12 protein-coding genes are annotated in these 14764 nt (G+C 56.9%); 7 read left to right on the top strand and 5 right to left on the bottom strand.

The genetic code is table 11. The features are described 5' to 3' along the window. Positions 1-94: 94 nt before the first annotated feature. From IPM21_14710 to IPM21_14685, 6 genes are all read left to right on the top strand, one after another. Positions 95-1309: a glycosyltransferase gene (locus IPM21_14710; GenBank protein MBK9165132.1), complete on the top strand. Its 1215-nt coding sequence runs from the start codon at positions 95-97 to the stop codon at positions 1307-1309. 34 nt (positions 1310-1343) lie between these two features. Continuing rightward, on the top strand, positions 1344-2162 hold the full coding sequence (locus IPM21_14705; GenBank protein ID MBK9165131.1) for a hypothetical protein: 819 nt from the start codon (positions 1344-1346) through the stop codon (positions 2160-2162). Next, positions 2159-3520 carry a glycosyltransferase gene (locus IPM21_14700; GenBank protein ID MBK9165130.1) on the top strand — a complete coding sequence of 454 codons (1362 nt, stop codon included), beginning with the start codon at positions 2159-2161 and terminating at the stop codon, positions 3518-3520. Before IPM21_14705 ends, IPM21_14700 begins: the two co-directional genes overlap by 4 nt. A 36-nt stretch (positions 3521-3556) precedes the next feature. Next, positions 3557-4654, top strand: coding sequence for an ABC transporter permease (locus IPM21_14695; GenBank protein ID MBK9165129.1), 1098 nt, complete (start codon positions 3557-3559; stop codon positions 4652-4654). Positions 4655-4724: 70 nt separating this feature from the next. Next, positions 4725-5957: a BtaA family protein gene (locus IPM21_14690; GenBank protein MBK9165128.1), complete on the top strand. Its 1233-nt coding sequence runs from the start codon at positions 4725-4727 to the stop codon at positions 5955-5957. Next, a complete protein-coding gene (locus tag IPM21_14685; GenBank protein ID MBK9165127.1) occupies positions 5954-6592 on the top strand; it encodes a class I SAM-dependent methyltransferase in 639 nt (212 codons plus the stop codon). The genes IPM21_14690 and IPM21_14685 overlap by 4 nt, the downstream gene beginning before the upstream one ends. Before the next feature lie 24 nt (positions 6593-6616). On the opposite strand, the gene IPM21_14680 is transcribed toward IPM21_14685, so the two are convergent. From IPM21_14680 to IPM21_14660, 5 genes are all read right to left on the bottom strand, one after another. Beyond that, a complete protein-coding gene (locus IPM21_14680) occupies positions 6617-7180 on the bottom strand; it encodes an SOS response-associated peptidase (protein ID MBK9165126.1) in 564 nt (187 codons plus the stop codon). 42 nt (positions 7181-7222) lie between these two features. Continuing rightward, positions 7223-10447, bottom strand: coding sequence for an error-prone DNA polymerase (locus IPM21_14675; GenBank protein ID MBK9165125.1), 3225 nt, complete (start codon positions 10445-10447; stop codon positions 7223-7225). A 184-nt stretch (positions 10448-10631) separates the two neighbouring features. Continuing rightward, entirely contained in the window at positions 10632-11960 is a 1329-nt protein-coding gene (locus tag IPM21_14670; protein ID MBK9165124.1) for a hypothetical protein, read from the bottom strand. Then, positions 11953-12600 carry a hypothetical protein gene (locus tag IPM21_14665; protein MBK9165123.1) on the bottom strand — a complete coding sequence of 216 codons (648 nt, stop codon included), beginning with the start codon at positions 12598-12600 and terminating at the stop codon, positions 11953-11955. The genes IPM21_14670 and IPM21_14665 overlap by 8 nt, the downstream gene beginning before the upstream one ends. 112 nt (positions 12601-12712) lie before the next feature. Continuing rightward, positions 12713-13552 carry a DMT family transporter gene (locus IPM21_14660; protein ID MBK9165122.1) on the bottom strand — a complete coding sequence of 280 codons (840 nt, stop codon included), beginning with the start codon at positions 13550-13552 and terminating at the stop codon, positions 12713-12715. 57 nt (positions 13553-13609) lie between these two features. On the opposite strand from IPM21_14660, the gene IPM21_14655 reads away from it, so the two are divergent. Further along, positions 13610-14677, top strand: a complete 1068-nt coding sequence (locus IPM21_14655) for a class I SAM-dependent methyltransferase (protein MBK9165121.1) — start codon at positions 13610-13612, stop codon at positions 14675-14677. Positions 14678-14764: the final 87 nt, after the last annotated feature.

Raw genomic sequence — 14764 nt, 5'->3', positions numbered from 1 at the left:
GCGGCGGTACGCGAACATCATTGACGAAATTATCACGCAGGCGGGCGATAAACGGCCGCCTGTCCATTTTATAGGGGACAGTTTTTAGCTTTTTGTGGATAGAGTACCAAGAGTAGCCTTTTTTCCGGATTCGTACCTTGAGGTCAATGGTGCGGCGATGACCTGTCGCCGTTTGACCGACTACGCGAAAAAGAACGGCTTCCCGATGTTGGTCATCCATGCGGGAAAAAAGACGAAAACGTGGGATGAAGGCAGCGTCCGTTTCATGAGCCTTAAGCGCTCGCCGGTCTCCTTTTCGCTCGACGAAGAACTGGCCTACGACCCGCTTTTTCAACGCCATACGAACAAGGTTCTAAAGGCGCTGATGGAATTTCAGCCGGACGTAATGCACATTACCGGGCTTAACGATGTCAGCATCGTCGGGGCTTACCTAGCGTGGAAGCTTCAATTGCCGTTGCTCGGTTCGTGGCATACGAACGTTCATGAATTTGCAGCCCAACGGCTGCGGCGGATGATGCGTTTCCTACCACAAGGGCTCACCAATTCACTTTCGGGTTTTGCGGAGAGAAAGATACTTGACGGCACGGTTCTTTACTACAAGATGCCGAAGGTGGTGCTTGCTCCGAATAAGGAGCTGATCGATCTTCTCGGACGTGGAACGCACCGCAAAGCTCTCTACATGGGCCGCGGGGTCGATTCGAGCTTCTTTTCCCCGGCGAAACGCACCGTCCATGATGGAGTCTTCAGGCTAGGGTTTGTCGGCAGGCTTCGGGCCGAAAAGAACGTCCGGATGTTCGTCGATCTTGAGAAAGAGTTGAACGAGAAGGGTAAGAGTAATTTCAAGTTTTTGATCGTAGGCGAAGGCAACGAGCGCGAATACCTTCAGCGTAATTTGAAGAATGGGGAATTCACGGGATTTCTCTCGGGTGAGCAATTAGCGGAGGCTTACGCGAACATGGACGTCTTCATTTTTGCCTCTGAAACGGATGCTTTCGGCAACGTAGCTCAAGAGGCAGCGGCTTCGGGGGTCGTCCCGATCGTTACGGACAAGGGGGGGCCGAAATTCCTCGTAACGCATGGCGAAAGCGGCTTCATCGCGGCGAACCTCGACGAATTTCGTGACCACGTCATCGAACTGATGGATGACCCGCAGAAGCTCGAGCAGATGCGGCTGCAGGCCCGAGCGTCCGCTGAACACAGGTCATGGGACGCGATATTTGAGTCAGTTTACGATGCATACCACGAGACGATGCGTTTGGAAGACGAGAAAAAGCGTTCGCTCGACAACATCTCTGCGGAGGCAGCTTAGCCGATCGCGCGGAGAGTAAAGCCTGCTGCCAGCAATGAAAGAAATATCGCTTGAAGAAGTTCCGCAGATACCGGTCTCGCATACCATCGGCGAGGCGGTCAGAGTGCTCTGGAACGACCCCTCGCTCTTCATCCGTTATTGGAATTACAAGGGAGCGATCTTCAGCGGCATTCTGCGGGCACCGATCTTTTTTGGAACCTACCTGATCGGAAAGGAGGCTTTACGGCTCGCCCTTCTCGCAGCATTGGTCCAATTTGTATTTCGGTTTTTCTTTGCCGGCATTAGCGGTGCGCTGATCCAGGCATTTCGCAAGGTCGAACCGGCATGGAAGGCTCTTCTGACGATAATGGTGTTGGTACCAACCATCAGCCATTTGTTCGAGTTCGTGCTGCAGTCGGGCTTCGGCTACCTTACTGCAACTCAAGCCCAAACATCCGGGGCGATCCTTCGTTCGATCTGCGTTTCGATCATTTCCGCCCTGTTCACGCTTTTCGCTATGAGGCGGGGCGTGATGATCGTCGGCGAGGCTGAGAGCAAATCGCTCGTCAGCGACATTTCGCGTCTGCCGCTGGTAATCTTTCATTTCCTTGCGTTCATTCCTAATGAAGTATCGTACATGCTCCGTCGCGGAGCGTATCTCGCCGCGGTTCTGGTCGTCGCCGGATTTGGCATTTTTTCGCAGCTTCTGATCTGGGCAGTGACGAACAAGCCTTCGTGGACGCATAGTAACGGTCAAGAGGTCTTCCTTGCAAAGTATTGGGGCGTTGACGGAATGATCCTGCTGATAATCGCCGTAATTGTTTCGTCCTTGGTCTTTCAAGCACAGCGGTTAAAACGAAAAGAGCATCAGTGAGTTCACCTCGATTCAAGACACTTCACATCACCAACTATTACCACAAGAATTCGGGTGGTATCAGTACCTCTTACAATAATTTGCTGGCCGCGGCCGGTGTTCTTGAGCGCGAAGCCGTTCTTATTGTTCCAGGCGAAAAAGAAGCGGTCGAAGAGGTGAATGAGTATGCCCGGATCTATTACGTTCCCGCCCGCTTCTCACCGCTTTTTGATAAGCGGTATCGGATAATGATGCCGTGGCAGTATATGAGGATCGGCTCGCCGATCCGCGAGATCATGCTGAACGAACGGCCGGATCTTATTGAGGTCACGGACAAGTACACGCTCAGCATGATCGGTGCGATGATCCGAACCAATATGTTCAAGAAGATCGGCCGGCCGATCCTTGTCCATTTTTCATGTGAGCGGATGGATGACAACGTCGGTTCGTTCTTGATCGGCGGGCGTGCCGGAGAGTGGTTCGCTCGGCAGGTCATCGGTAAATACACGCTCCCGAGTTTCGACTTTCACATAGCGAACTCTGTGTACACGGCAGAGGAATTTCACCGCTCGGTCGAAAAGCCAGGCGGGCTATTGCAGCGGACTTGGCGAATGCTAAAGGCTCCACGGGTCGAACTTGCGGACCGCGTTTTTGTCTGCCCGCGTGGCGTTAATTCAGTGCAGTTCACGCCCGAGCGAAAGAGCGACGAAGCTCGCGCCAGAATGATCGAGCTTGCCGGGGTTCCGGCGAATGCGGTTGTTTCGCTTTATGCCGGCCGGCTCTCGCCGGAAAAAAATATCGGGCTTCTGGTCGAGATGATGCGTGAGCTAACTGCAGACACCGAACGCGACCATCGGCTCATCGTCGCAGGTGCCGGGCCGCAAGAGGAATGGCTCCGAAAGGAAGGCGAGAAATTCGGCAAGGGCAAGATCGTGCTGCTCGGGCATCTCGACAAAGAAACTCTGGCCGGCCTTTACGCGAACGCCGATGCCTTCGTGCACCCAAATCCGAAAGAGCCTTTCGGCATTGCTCCGCTTGAGGCGATGGCGTCCGGCGTGCCGACAGTCGCACCGCGAGCGGGCGGAATTCTCTCCTACGCGACGGACGAGAACGCATGGCTGATGCCGCCCGATGGCAAGGCGTTCGCGGACGCCGTAAGGTCGATCGCCGCCGATCCTGCTGCCGCCCAACTGCGTTCTGAAAAAGCAGTTGAGACGGCCCGGGCAAATACTCGCGAGGCCGCGACCCAGCGATTGTTCGATACATACGATCGGATCTATGAGGATTTTCATTCCCGCCGCGAGCTCTATACGGATAGAGATGCCTCGGCGAGCTTCGATCATGTAGAGCTTCTCCGCAATCCGAAGAGCTCCCGTTGATTCGCCGCGGGTTATTGTTAGACTAAAGTTTCGCAAATGCTTGAGCTTGTCCTCGCAAATTTACGTGTCCGTCCGTTCCGAACGCTGATAAGTATCATCGGCGTCGCTCTCGGAGTTGTGCTCGTCGTACTCTTTACCGGCCTCGCCAATGGGATGTCGAACGATATGGCGAAGCGGGCCGCAAACTGGAAAGCCGAGATCGTTTTCACCCGAGCCGGTGCGATGACCTACGACAGCTCGAATGCTCCGGTCCCGACGGCCTATGCCGACCGACTACTTGAGATCGAGGGCGTGGAATCAACGATCCCCGTCATTCGATACATTTCGCCGAGTGCAAAAGGCCGCTGGGGCATTCTGCAGCTCGACGGATTGGATTGGGAACCTTTCGCCCGGATGAACGAAATGCAGGTCGTTGAGGGACGTGCTCCGACGGGGATGAACAAGGTCATACTCGATGAACGACAGCTTCGCGAGGAGGGCTTGAAGGTCGGGGATAAGATGGAACTTCTCGGCCGCGAGTTTACTATTTCGGGCGTTTTCGCTCCGCCATCGGGTTCGCGTATAAAGATGCCGCTCGCGACGTTGCAGGAGCTGCTTGAGGCAAAGGACAAATGCACCTACATTCTCGTCAAGGTCAAAGACGGCGAGGATGCGAATGCGGTCGCGGCAAGGATCAACTCTGAACTTCCCGGCAACAAAGTTAACTTAACTACCGATATCATTATTGATGCCCGTGAACGCATCCCGGCCCTGAACACCTTTCTTCGCGTGATGGTCGGGCTCGGCGCGTTCGTTTCGACGATCTTCGTTCTGCTTTCGCTTTATACAACCATCACCGAGCGGCGGAAGGAAATCGGCATTCTGAAATCACTCGGAGCTTCGAAAGGCTTCATCGTCTCGGCGATCGAGGGCGAAGCGTTTGCGGTCGGTGTGCTTGGCGTCGTCGTCGGACTTATTACGGCATTCGCGGCGTCGCTTGTTATCGCTTATGCATTCGAGCTCGTCTTTGAGTTTAGCGTTGGCTGGGTCATGACGGCCGTCGGGATTGCGATCGGCGGAAGCCTGGTTGGGGCACTTTACCCTGCCTGGAAGGCCTCGACGATCGACCCGGTCGAGGTGATGGTCAACGAGTAGCCCGTAATTCTCTGTTAAATTTCGTTCACGCCTTCTTGAACCCGAAACGCCATCGTGCAAAATCGTTAACATGGCACAACAGCTCGTACTCGAGGCCGTCCGAAACGAAAGCAGCATTTCGACCCAGGGAATTCTCCAACGGCTTTTCGCTGCATGGTTCGATGCCTTTGTTTACAACCAGATCTGGGAAGATCCGCGGGTTGATATCGAAGCCCTTGCGATCGATGAGGATTCACGAATACTGACCATTTCATCGGGTGGCTGCAATGCTCTCAATTATCTTCTCGAAGGCCCGCAGAGCGTTACGGCCGTTGACCTCAACCGCCATCACATTTACCTGCTCGAATTGAAGGCCGTCGCGGCCCGCTATCTGCCCGGCCAGGAATCATTTTTCGCCTTTTTCGGCCGCGGGAAAGGGCCCCGGACCGGTTCGGATTATCTCAAATACATTGCACCGCACCTGAGCAGAGAGGCTCGAATCTTTTGGGAATCGAACACGCTTCTCGGTAGCCTTGCTTTCGGCGACCGGATAAGTTTTTTCAGAAACGCCGGGCTTTATGAACACTCGCGGAACGGGTACTTTCTCCGCTTCTTTCATTGGCTGAGCCGGCGACTGGGTTGCGACCCGAAAGCTGTTCTGGCGGCCACGAGCATCGAGGAACAGGAACGCCTTTTTGAAGAGAAGATCGGGCCATTTTTTGAAAGCTCGCTGATCAAGCTGATCGGCCGTCTGCCGGTCACGCTCTTCGGGCTTGGGATTCCGCCGCAGCAGTATGAAGAGTTGAAGAAAGACCAGGTTGAGGGCGGCAGTATCATCGACATTTATCGCGAACGGGCACATCGCCTCGCCTGCGGCTTCCCGATCGACGAAAACTATTTTGCCTGGCAGGCATTCGGTCGGCGGTATGATACTGAAAACCGGAAAGCCCTGCCGGAGTATCTCAAGGAAGAGAATTTCGAAACGCTGCGAGCCAATATCGGCCGTCTTTCTCCCAAGGTTATCGCGGCAACGGTTGAGATACGAAAGAACGCGAGTGGGACTTACAATCGTTTCGTTTTCCTCGATGCTCAAGACTGGATGAACGCCGAGCAGATGACCGAGCTCTGGACCGCGATCGCTGAGCGGGCCGAGCCCGGTGCTCGGATCATTTTCAGGACTGCCGGTGCAGCGTCGCCGCTTGAGGAAGCATTGCCGCCGGAACTGCTTGGCCGGTTCGAGTATCACCGCGAGCTTTCCGCTGAGCTTTTCAAGCAGGACCGGGCCTCGATCTACGGCGGCTTTCATCTCTACGAACTTAAATGACCGACGCGTTTGAAAGCATGGACCGGATGTATCGGCTGCAGCGGTACTTCTATGATGCGACGCGTAAATTTTACTTGCCCGGCCGCGATCGCCTGCTTGATGAAATGGACGTCAAACCCGGCGAACACGTCCTAGAGGCCGGCTGCGGCACGGCCCGAAATCTGATCATCCTCGCAAAACGCCATCCGAAGGCTCACTTCTACGGCCTCGATGCATCCTCCGCGATGCTCGAAACCGCCCAAGCGAAAGCCGATGCAGCGGGCGTGAAGAACATCACTCTCAGAACCGCCCTCGCCGATGACTTCCGCTTCGATTCGACATTCGAACTCGCGAGGCCCTTCGACAAGATCTTCTTCTCTTACTCCATTTCAATGATCCCGCCTTGGCGCGAATCGCTCGAAAATGCGATGAAAAACCTCACCCCGAATGGCTCGCTTTTCATCGTCGATTTTTACGACCAACGCGACTTGCCCGGGTTCTTTGCTCGTTTGCTTAAATGGTGGCTTTCAAAGTTTCACGTCACGCATTGGGACGGCCTAATGCCGTTTCTTGAGGAACTGCGTGGGCGGTATGATGTGAAGATCGATCCGCTCTACCGCCGCTATTCATTTCTGGCACGGGTCTCACCCAAATAGATCGCCCACTTTCCAAAGGGACGATTATTCCTCGGCTGGTTTTGCTCGGATCTCTTCATTCGGGAGCGGCTGCATTATTTTCTTAAGTTCGGAGGAGGGTGTTTCGGGGTCGAGCCATTTTTCGTAGTCGTATTTGTGTAGGATAACGGGCATGCGGTTCTTGGCGTGGATCGGTCGGACGACGTCGTTCGCCTCGGTCGTGAGTATAACGCCGCACTCGCGAGCCTCGCCCTTGATCTCACATTCGCGGGAGATGCCGGCAAAGGCGAAGAGCGGCTCGTCAAACTCGAACTCGTACTTCTCTTTCCGCTTGTCGGGGATTTCTTGCCACTCGAAAAAGCCGGTCGCGGGAATGAGTACGCGGCCGGTTTTGAAAGCCTCGCGAAACATCGGCACGAAATGGACGGTCTCGCTCTTGGCGTTGATCACCTTCCGCATCACGCCCTTGTAGTCGCGGTCCTCGATGGTCCAGAAGATGCGATTAGCTCGGTGCTCGCGGTTGATGGCAAGGATCTCCGTCCCGGGAAATATCTCCTGCTGCGGCTCGTGAACGAACCGGCCGTCGATCAGGTCAAAGTGTTTCTGCACATCCTCATGCCGGGCGCTCAATTTATATCTTCCGCACATACGTCAGTGAAAATCGTGTGATCCTATTTCTGCCATAACACCACCTATCGGCTCAAAATACAAGGCCTTTATCATTCCGCCCTCTTCGGCAATGCCTTTGATGAGCAGGAACGAATTATGTGTGATAACGCGGCGGAAGCGTTCGAAGATGTCCGGCATCACGATGAAGTTCGAGTGCCCGGTCTCATCCTCCATCGTTATAAATACGACGCTGTTCGCCGTGCTCGGCCGCTGGCGGACGATGACCGTTCCGGCGACCGTGACCACATCCTTTTTCTGCAGCGTGTGCGTTTCGATCGCCGAAAGCACGCCCCGCTTTTTGAGCCCCTCGCGGAGAAATGCCATCGGGTGCCTGCCGATGGTCACCGCCATCGACCGCAGGTCCGATTCCATCGCCTGCCATTCGGTCATCGGGCGGATAAAGCCAGCCGCTGCCGCATCTTCAGAAACGTGTTCGTTATCCGCTGTCCGCTGTCCGCTAAAGACGTCCGGCCGGATCGCAAGCTCCGATCGCCACAAGGCCTCGCGGCGGTGGACGCTCTTCTCAAAATTCAACGCACCGGCAAGCGAGAGTGCACGGATCTCTTTCTTATTGATCAGCGGAACGCGGCGGACAAGGTCATCCACGGAAGTAAATGATGAATGATGAATGATGAATGATGAATCGTCTTCTTCGGAGAATTCCGCATTCTCAACACCCTCCCTACAGGTCGGGTTTCTGCCCTGGAATTCCGTATTCTCAACACCCTCCCTACAGGTCGGGTTTCTGCCTTGGACTATTGCTTCGGCAACCTCTTTTCTTAGGCCTTTTACGTATTTCAGGCCCATTCGGACCTCGCCGTCCTCGATGGTAAAAAAGTGGTCCGAGCGGTTCACATCAACGTGCCGGAAGTGGAGCCCGTGCCGCTGGGCGTCCTTGATCAGAGTTGCCGGCGAATAGAACCCAAGCGGGAAATTATTGAGCATCGCCGTCGTGTATTCGGCCAGGTAATAGACCTTCAGATATGCCGAGGCATAGGCGAGCAAGGCAAAGCTCGCGGCGTGTGATTCGGGAAAGCCGTAGTTGGCAAAGGCCGTTATGTTCTGGACGATGCGGTCCTGCAGCTCGGGCTCGATGCCGTTGCGTGTCATGCCGTTGCGAAGGTTCTTCTCGATCTTGGCAAGCCGCTTATCGGCCCGCTTAAAGCCCATCGCCCGCCGCAGTTCCTCGGCCTGCCCGCCGGTAAAGCCGGCCATGATCATCGACATCCTCAAGAGCTGCTCCTGAAAAAGCGGCACGCCGAGCGTCCGCTTGAGCGTCGATTCAAGCCACGGATGAATGTGGTCTATCTCTTCGAGGCCCTGCCGCCGGCGGATGTAATGGCTCAGCATCTTGCCGACGATCGGCCCGGGGCGGATGATCGCCACCTGCACGACGACGTCGTAAAAACACTGCGGCTTTGACCGCGGCAGAAAGTTGATCTGGGCACGGCTCTCGACCTGAAACATCCCGATGGTGTCGCCCTTTTGCAGCGTTTCAAAGACAAGCTTGTCGTCCTTCGGTATCTTGGCGAGGTCAACCTTTTCGCCGCGGTGCTCCTCAACGAGCTTAAGCGTATCGCGGAGCACGGCCATCATCCCGAGCCCAAGCAGATCGACCTTTACTATCCCGAGCCGCTCGCAGTCATCCTTGTCCCATTGGATTATCGAACGGCCTTCCATCGAGGCCGGCTCGATCGGGACGACGCTGTCGAGTCCCTCGGGGAGCATCACCATCCCGCCCGAGTGCTGGCCGAGGTGCCGCGGAAAATCGAGTATCCGCGTGTAAAGCTCGACGAACTTCCGGGTCCGCAGGTCATTGCGAAGGTCAAAGCCGTTCTCCTCAAAACGGACGATCATGTCGCCGAAATCCTCTACGCCGTAATGCGAGATCGACTTTGAAAGCGGGCCGAGCATCTCCTCGGGAAAGCCGAACGTCTTCCCGACCTCCCTGACCGCCGAACGGCTCCGGTAGGTGATAACGTTGGCCGTCATCGCCGCACCGCGTCGGCCATACTTTTCGTAAACGTGCTGGATAACGGTCTCGCGGTCGTCGCCCGAGGGCAGGTCGATGTCGATGTCCGGATACTCGCCGCGTTCCTCCGAGAGAAATCGCTCGAACAAAAGCTCGCCCTCGATCGGATCGACCGCCGTTATCCCGAGCGCGTAGCAAACGACCGAGTTGGCCGCCGAGCCGCGTCCCTGCGAAAGAATCCGCCGCGAATAGCAGAAATTTGAGATGTCCCAAACGAGCAGGAAATAGCCGGCAAGCTTGAGCTTGGCGATCAGGTTCAGCTCGCGGTCAAGCTTTGCCCGCACCTTCGGTGTCAGCTCGCCGTAGCGGTTTATCGCACCTTTTTCGGTGAGCTTTCTGAGCAGTGAATCCATCGTCTCGCCCCGCGGAACGGGAAAATCAGGAAACTTGTAGCCGACGTCGTCCATCGAGAACGAGATGCGGTTGGCGATCTCCTCGGTCCGGGCGACGGCCTCGGGAAATTCTTCAAAGAGCCGCAACACCTGCGCTTCGGATTTCAGATGCCGCTCGGCATTTTGCGAGAGCAGCTTGCCGGCCTCGTAGATGTTCGTGTGGTTGCGGATGCAGGTGAAAACATCGAAAAGCTCGCGGTCCGATTTCTCGGCGTAATACGCTCCATTGCTGGCAAACATCGGCAAATGGAGCTTATGGGCAAGCCCGATGAGCTGCTGATTTACGTCCTCCTCGCTGCGGAGATAATGCCGCTGCAGCTCGACGTAAAGCCGCTTCTCAAAAACATAATTGAGCCAGGCAAGGTCGCGGAGCCCCTCGCCGCGGCGAACGCTCCGGTGCATGAAGCCATCCTCGCCGCCGGTCAGGCAGATTAGCCCGCTCGAGTGTTCCTCGATGTCGCGTCGGGTGGCGAAGTGCTCGCCCTTCGGGGCACGCAGCTTGATGGTCGTGATCAGCCGGCAGAGGTTTCGGTAACCGGCAAGGTCGATCGGCAAGAGCGGCAGAAAGCTGCCGTCGTCCATCGTTATCTCCGCACCGATCATCGGCTTGATGCCCGCCTCGCGTGCCTCAAAATGGAACCGCACGGCGCCCGAGACCGTATCGCGGTCAAGCAGTGCAACGCCGGGAATATTGAGCCCGGCCGCCCTCTCGGCAAGCGGCTCCGGCATCGACCCCGATGCCAGAAAACTAAACGCCGAACGTGTGTGAAGCTCGAAAAACATCTCAAGAGAATGGTAAATAGTGAATGGTGAATGGTGAATGGTGAATAGTGGCCAGAAATGAGAATTGAAAAATGAGAGATGGTAATTGAGAAATGAGCACGGAGAAATACTCTGCTTACTGCTCAGTGCTCCACATTCATCATTCATCATTCACCATTCACCACTCACCATTCATCATTCACCATTAATCGTATCCCCCCGTCACGAACCAGCCTTCCTGCGTCCGGGCGAGGCGGTAGATTCGCCTATCGTCAAGCTCTACGTCCCACTCCATCTGCTGCCAGAAGCCGTGCGTCCACCATTGCGACGAGCCGAGCCAGGCACCGCCGTATTCGGCCACGTGGCCGTCAAAATAACGCGTGCGGAGATAGATAAGCCGACCCTCGGCGGTCTTTATCTCGGCCTCGAGCGGCGGGTGAAAATGCGTCAGCGCAAGCACCGGCCGCTGCTCTTTCTCGGGCTCCATCTCCTTTCCCTGCGGCAGCTTGTCGGCGTCGAGAGCGAACGCCTCGGGCAGCCGCTGATCGACCAGCATCGGGACGCCGACGTTCTCCTTGCCGACCAGTTTGCGAATCTTGTCCGCCGTCAGCAAGAGGCTCTCGGGCTCGGGCCGCGTCGCCGCAAAGAGCCCGCGTTCGATCGCCCGCGGCCGGGCAAAGTGGCAGGTCACCCGCATCGAAACGATGGCCGCTGCCGGCGGATCATTGCCGAGCCTGAGATTCGCGAGCTTTAGCCAAAATGCCTTGTCGAGCGTCGGGAACGAAAGCTTGATGCTGTATTCGGCCGTGGTCTTGTCATCAAGCCCGAACACGATGTCGATCTGCTCCGAGCTGAGCCCGACGTTGCCCGCCTCCGCCAGCACCTTGCCGAGGCCGTGGCCGAGGATGAAGATGAGCTGTCCGAGGTCCTCGACCGGAAAATCGAGATTGTAGTCCCAGGCGACGCGGTTCTCCTTCAGATTCGGTGTCAGGATATGCACGCCCCGTTGATCGACCAGGTCGAGCGTCCGGCGAAACTCGCGCCCATAGCGGGCGATCAGTTCATCCTCGGGAACGCCCTTCAGGTCGGCGGTCGTCTCCATCCCGAGGGCGTGAAAAATGCCGAGCGTATCTTCATCAAGCCCGATCGAGGCGAGCGGCAGCGGCATCTCATCGCCCTCGCCGATCACCGTAACGCCGGCCCGCGTCCGAGCGTAAAGCTCTGCGGTAGCAGCATTTGCGGCCAGGGCAAGCGAGCCCGTGATGCCGTGCGTCTCCATCTCATGAGCAATGCTCTGTGCGACGCGTCCCGGCGGCCCGATGCGGTTCTCAAGCCCGCTGACGTCAAACAGGATGCCACCCTCGACCACCTCGATGCGATAAGCAAATTGCTCCGCCAGAGCAACAAGCGACGAAGACTCAGTGACAAGTGAAGAGTGATGAGTGACGAGTGGCGAAGACTCATTTCCGGCCTCATTCTGCACTCCGCATTCCACATTCCGCATTCCAATAATGCATGCGTAAAGCTTACTCATCCCCATACTCCGCCTTGATCTGCCTGAACTCCGGCCGGACGACGAAAGGCCTTCGCGTGTTCAGGTTCACCTGCAGTTCACCGAGCAATTTGAACCGGCCCGTACCGCGCCAGACCGCCCGGTAAGTATCGAAAAAGAACGCTTGATCCGCCGCCGAACTCACCAGCGTCCGGTTGCCGGTAACGACCAGCATCGTCCGGCCATCGCGGATCTTTGCCCGAAAGCGGTACCAATAGGTCTTCGGCAAAAGGTCCAGTTCCTTGTGCGGAATGCCGCCGAGGTCGAGCCAGACCATCCCGAAGCCCTTCGCCTGCAGGACGTAGTCCGCGGCCGTCAGTGCGTTCTCAACATTGCCGCCGCACCGCACCCAGAGCAGATTTTCAAGCACGACGCCGTTGGCCGCCGCCGATTGCGGGTCAAGCGAGTCGTTGAGGTCGATAACGGCACAGACCTCGCCTTCCTGCGTCAGCCGCGAGAGGATGTTGAGTGTCAGGCTCGTCTTTCCGGCCGTGTGCTCACCGGTGAATTCCACAATGCCGCCGCGGAGAAGCCGAAGGCCCGCGGCCTCGATATGCTCACGCCCGGCCTTCTGCTCTTCGTGTAGGTGTGATAACTTTTTGACTACACTCAAGAGAGCCATAATGGTCCCGCAACGGCACTTCCCGCCCGACGGTGTTTGCGTATGTGCGATTATATCTCATAGATGAAACAGTAGTCAAAATAATTCTTTGTAGTGAGAAAAACGCCCGAGATCAGGCCTTTGGTTTGAAAAAGATGGTCAGGCCGATGCCGCCAAGGATCAGCGAGCCCGCTGCGAGCAGCCGGAGATCGGCAGATTCTGAGAGAAAGAGGAAGCCGCCAAGAGCGGCGATCGCCGGCACCGAGAGCTGAAGCACCGAAGCCCGCGTCGCCGTAAGGTCGCGAAGTGCGGCATACCACGCCCAATAACCGATGCCCGAGGCGACGGCTCCGGAAAGCACTGCCAGCATAAATCCCCGCAACGTAAGCCCGATCTGAAGAGCGAAAGGCAAGGCCGCAAGAGCGATCATCGGCACCGAGCGGATGAAGTTTCCGGCCGTATCGGCCAGCGGGTCGGTGCTTCCCTTTCCGCGAAGCGTATAAAAGCCCCAGGCAACGCCCGCCGCCGCCATCAGCAATGCACTCGCCAAAGGCGGAGTCGAAAGACCCGGCAGCATCAGATACACCAGCCCCGAGAACGCCACCAGAACGCCGAACCACTCGCCCAAGGCCGGCCGCTCGCCACGAAAAACGGCCGCTGCGATCATCGTTATCTGCACGCAGCCGAAAAGGATCAGCGCACCGGTCGCCGCGGTCAGCCCAAAATAGGCGAATGAAAACGCGATGGCATAGGCGAAGAGAAAAAAAGCCGAGGGCCAGTTGCCGTTTTTCGCCGGATTTCGCGTCTTACCAGGCAGCAGCAGGATCGCGGCAAGAACCAAAGCTCCGGAAAGCAGACGGACCGCCGTGAATCCGGCCGCATCGGCCTCGCCCGAGCCGAGCGCCATTCGGCAAAGAATGGAATTGAACGCAAAGGCGGTGAGAGCAAAGGTTGTCAGTACGAAAACTTTCATCCGGCGATCAGCGGTGGGCATTTCCCGCCGCGACCGCTCTATCTTACAGGAGTATTTATGTTAGACAGCAATTTTAACCAGCAGAAAGCGGAAGCATTTTCCGAGGGCCTTATCGATACATTGAACAAAGCGGCCATCGCACTGGGCTTGAGCATCGGCAACCGCGTCGGGCTTTTTGAAGCGATGGCGGGATTGCCAGCATCGACCTCACAGCAGATCGCCGATGCCGCCGGGCTCAACGAACGCTACGTTCGCGAATGGCTCGGCACGATGGTGACGGGCAAGATCGTCACCTATTCGCCCGAAACGAAGACCTATCAGCTTCCGGCCGAGCACGCCGCATTCCTGACGAGCGGCGGCGTCTATAACTTCGCGGCTTCGATGGAGTTTGTCCCGATCCTTGCCGGTGTTGAGGACAAGTTGATCGAAAGCTTCCGCAATGGCGGCGGCGTGCCCTATTCGGAATATCCGCGGTTCCATGAAGCGATGGCGGCCGAGAGTGCTCAGACGGTCGTCGCGGCACTTGAACCGCACATTATTCCGCTAGTTCCGGGGTTGAAGGAGAAGCTCGAGGCCGGCATCGACGTGCTCGACGTCGGCTGCGGCTCCGGCCGAGCGATGACGGTCCTCGCCGAGAAGTACCCGAACAGCCGTTTTGCCGGTTACGACTTTTCGGAGGAAGGCATCGCCCGGGCAAACGCAGATGCGAAGGCCAAGGGACTCACGAACGTCCGGTTCGAGGTCCGCGACGCGGCAAACATCGGCGAGACCGAGGCGTACGACCTGATCACGTCGTTCGACGCGATCCACGACCAGGCCGACCCGGCGGGAATGCTCCGGAGCATCAATCAGGCCTTGAGGCCCGACGGAGTTTATCTGGTGCAGGACATCACCGGTTCTTCGCATCTCGAGAAGAACCTCGAGCTGCCTGTCGCTCCGTGGCTTTACACAATTTCGTGTATGCACTGCATGACCGTCTCGCTCGCACAAGGCGGCGACGGGCTCGGAGCGATGTGGGGCGAGGAACTGGCGGAGAAAATGATGAAGGACGCCGGTTTCACAAACGTCCAGATCAACCACCTCGAACACGACGCAATGAACACGTATTACGTCGTGACGAAGTAGGCGGTTTGCCACAGAGCCCACAGAGATCACGGAGCAAGATACGTGAGAATGAATGATTTGGAATGTTATTCCCGATCGTCATCGTCC

The organism is Acidobacteriota bacterium, assembly GCA_016716435.1.
Lineage (GTDB): Bacteria > Acidobacteriota > Blastocatellia > Pyrinomonadales > Pyrinomonadaceae > OLB17.
This window is presented reverse-complemented; position numbering and strand designations above follow the sequence as displayed.

Bases quoted from the DNA above. Each gene is read 5' to 3' on its own strand.
- IPM21_14675 (MBK9165125.1), bottom strand. From the start codon at position 10,447: ATGTTTTTCGAGCTTCACACACGTTCGGCGTTTAGTTTTCTGGCATCG.
- IPM21_14690 (MBK9165128.1), top strand. From the start codon at position 4,725: ATGGCACAACAGCTCGTACTCGAGGCCGTCCGAAACGAAAGCAGCATT.
- IPM21_14705 (MBK9165131.1), top strand. From the start codon at position 1,344: ATGAAAGAAATATCGCTTGAAGAAGTTCCGCAGATACCGGTCTCGCAT.
- IPM21_14670 (MBK9165124.1), bottom strand. From the start codon at position 11,960: ATGAGTAAGCTTTACGCATGCATTATTGGAATGCGGAATGTGGAATGC.
- IPM21_14655 (MBK9165121.1), top strand. From the start codon at position 13,610: ATGTTAGACAGCAATTTTAACCAGCAGAAAGCGGAAGCATTTTCCGAG.
- IPM21_14660 (MBK9165122.1), bottom strand. From the start codon at position 13,552: ATGAAAGTTTTCGTACTGACAACCTTTGCTCTCACCGCCTTTGCGTTC.
- IPM21_14685 (MBK9165127.1), top strand. From the start codon at position 5,954: ATGACCGACGCGTTTGAAAGCATGGACCGGATGTATCGGCTGCAGCGG.
- IPM21_14665 (MBK9165123.1), bottom strand. From the start codon at position 12,600: ATGGCTCTCTTGAGTGTAGTCAAAAAGTTATCACACCTACACGAAGAG.
- IPM21_14695 (MBK9165129.1), top strand. From the start codon at position 3,557: ATGCTTGAGCTTGTCCTCGCAAATTTACGTGTCCGTCCGTTCCGAACG.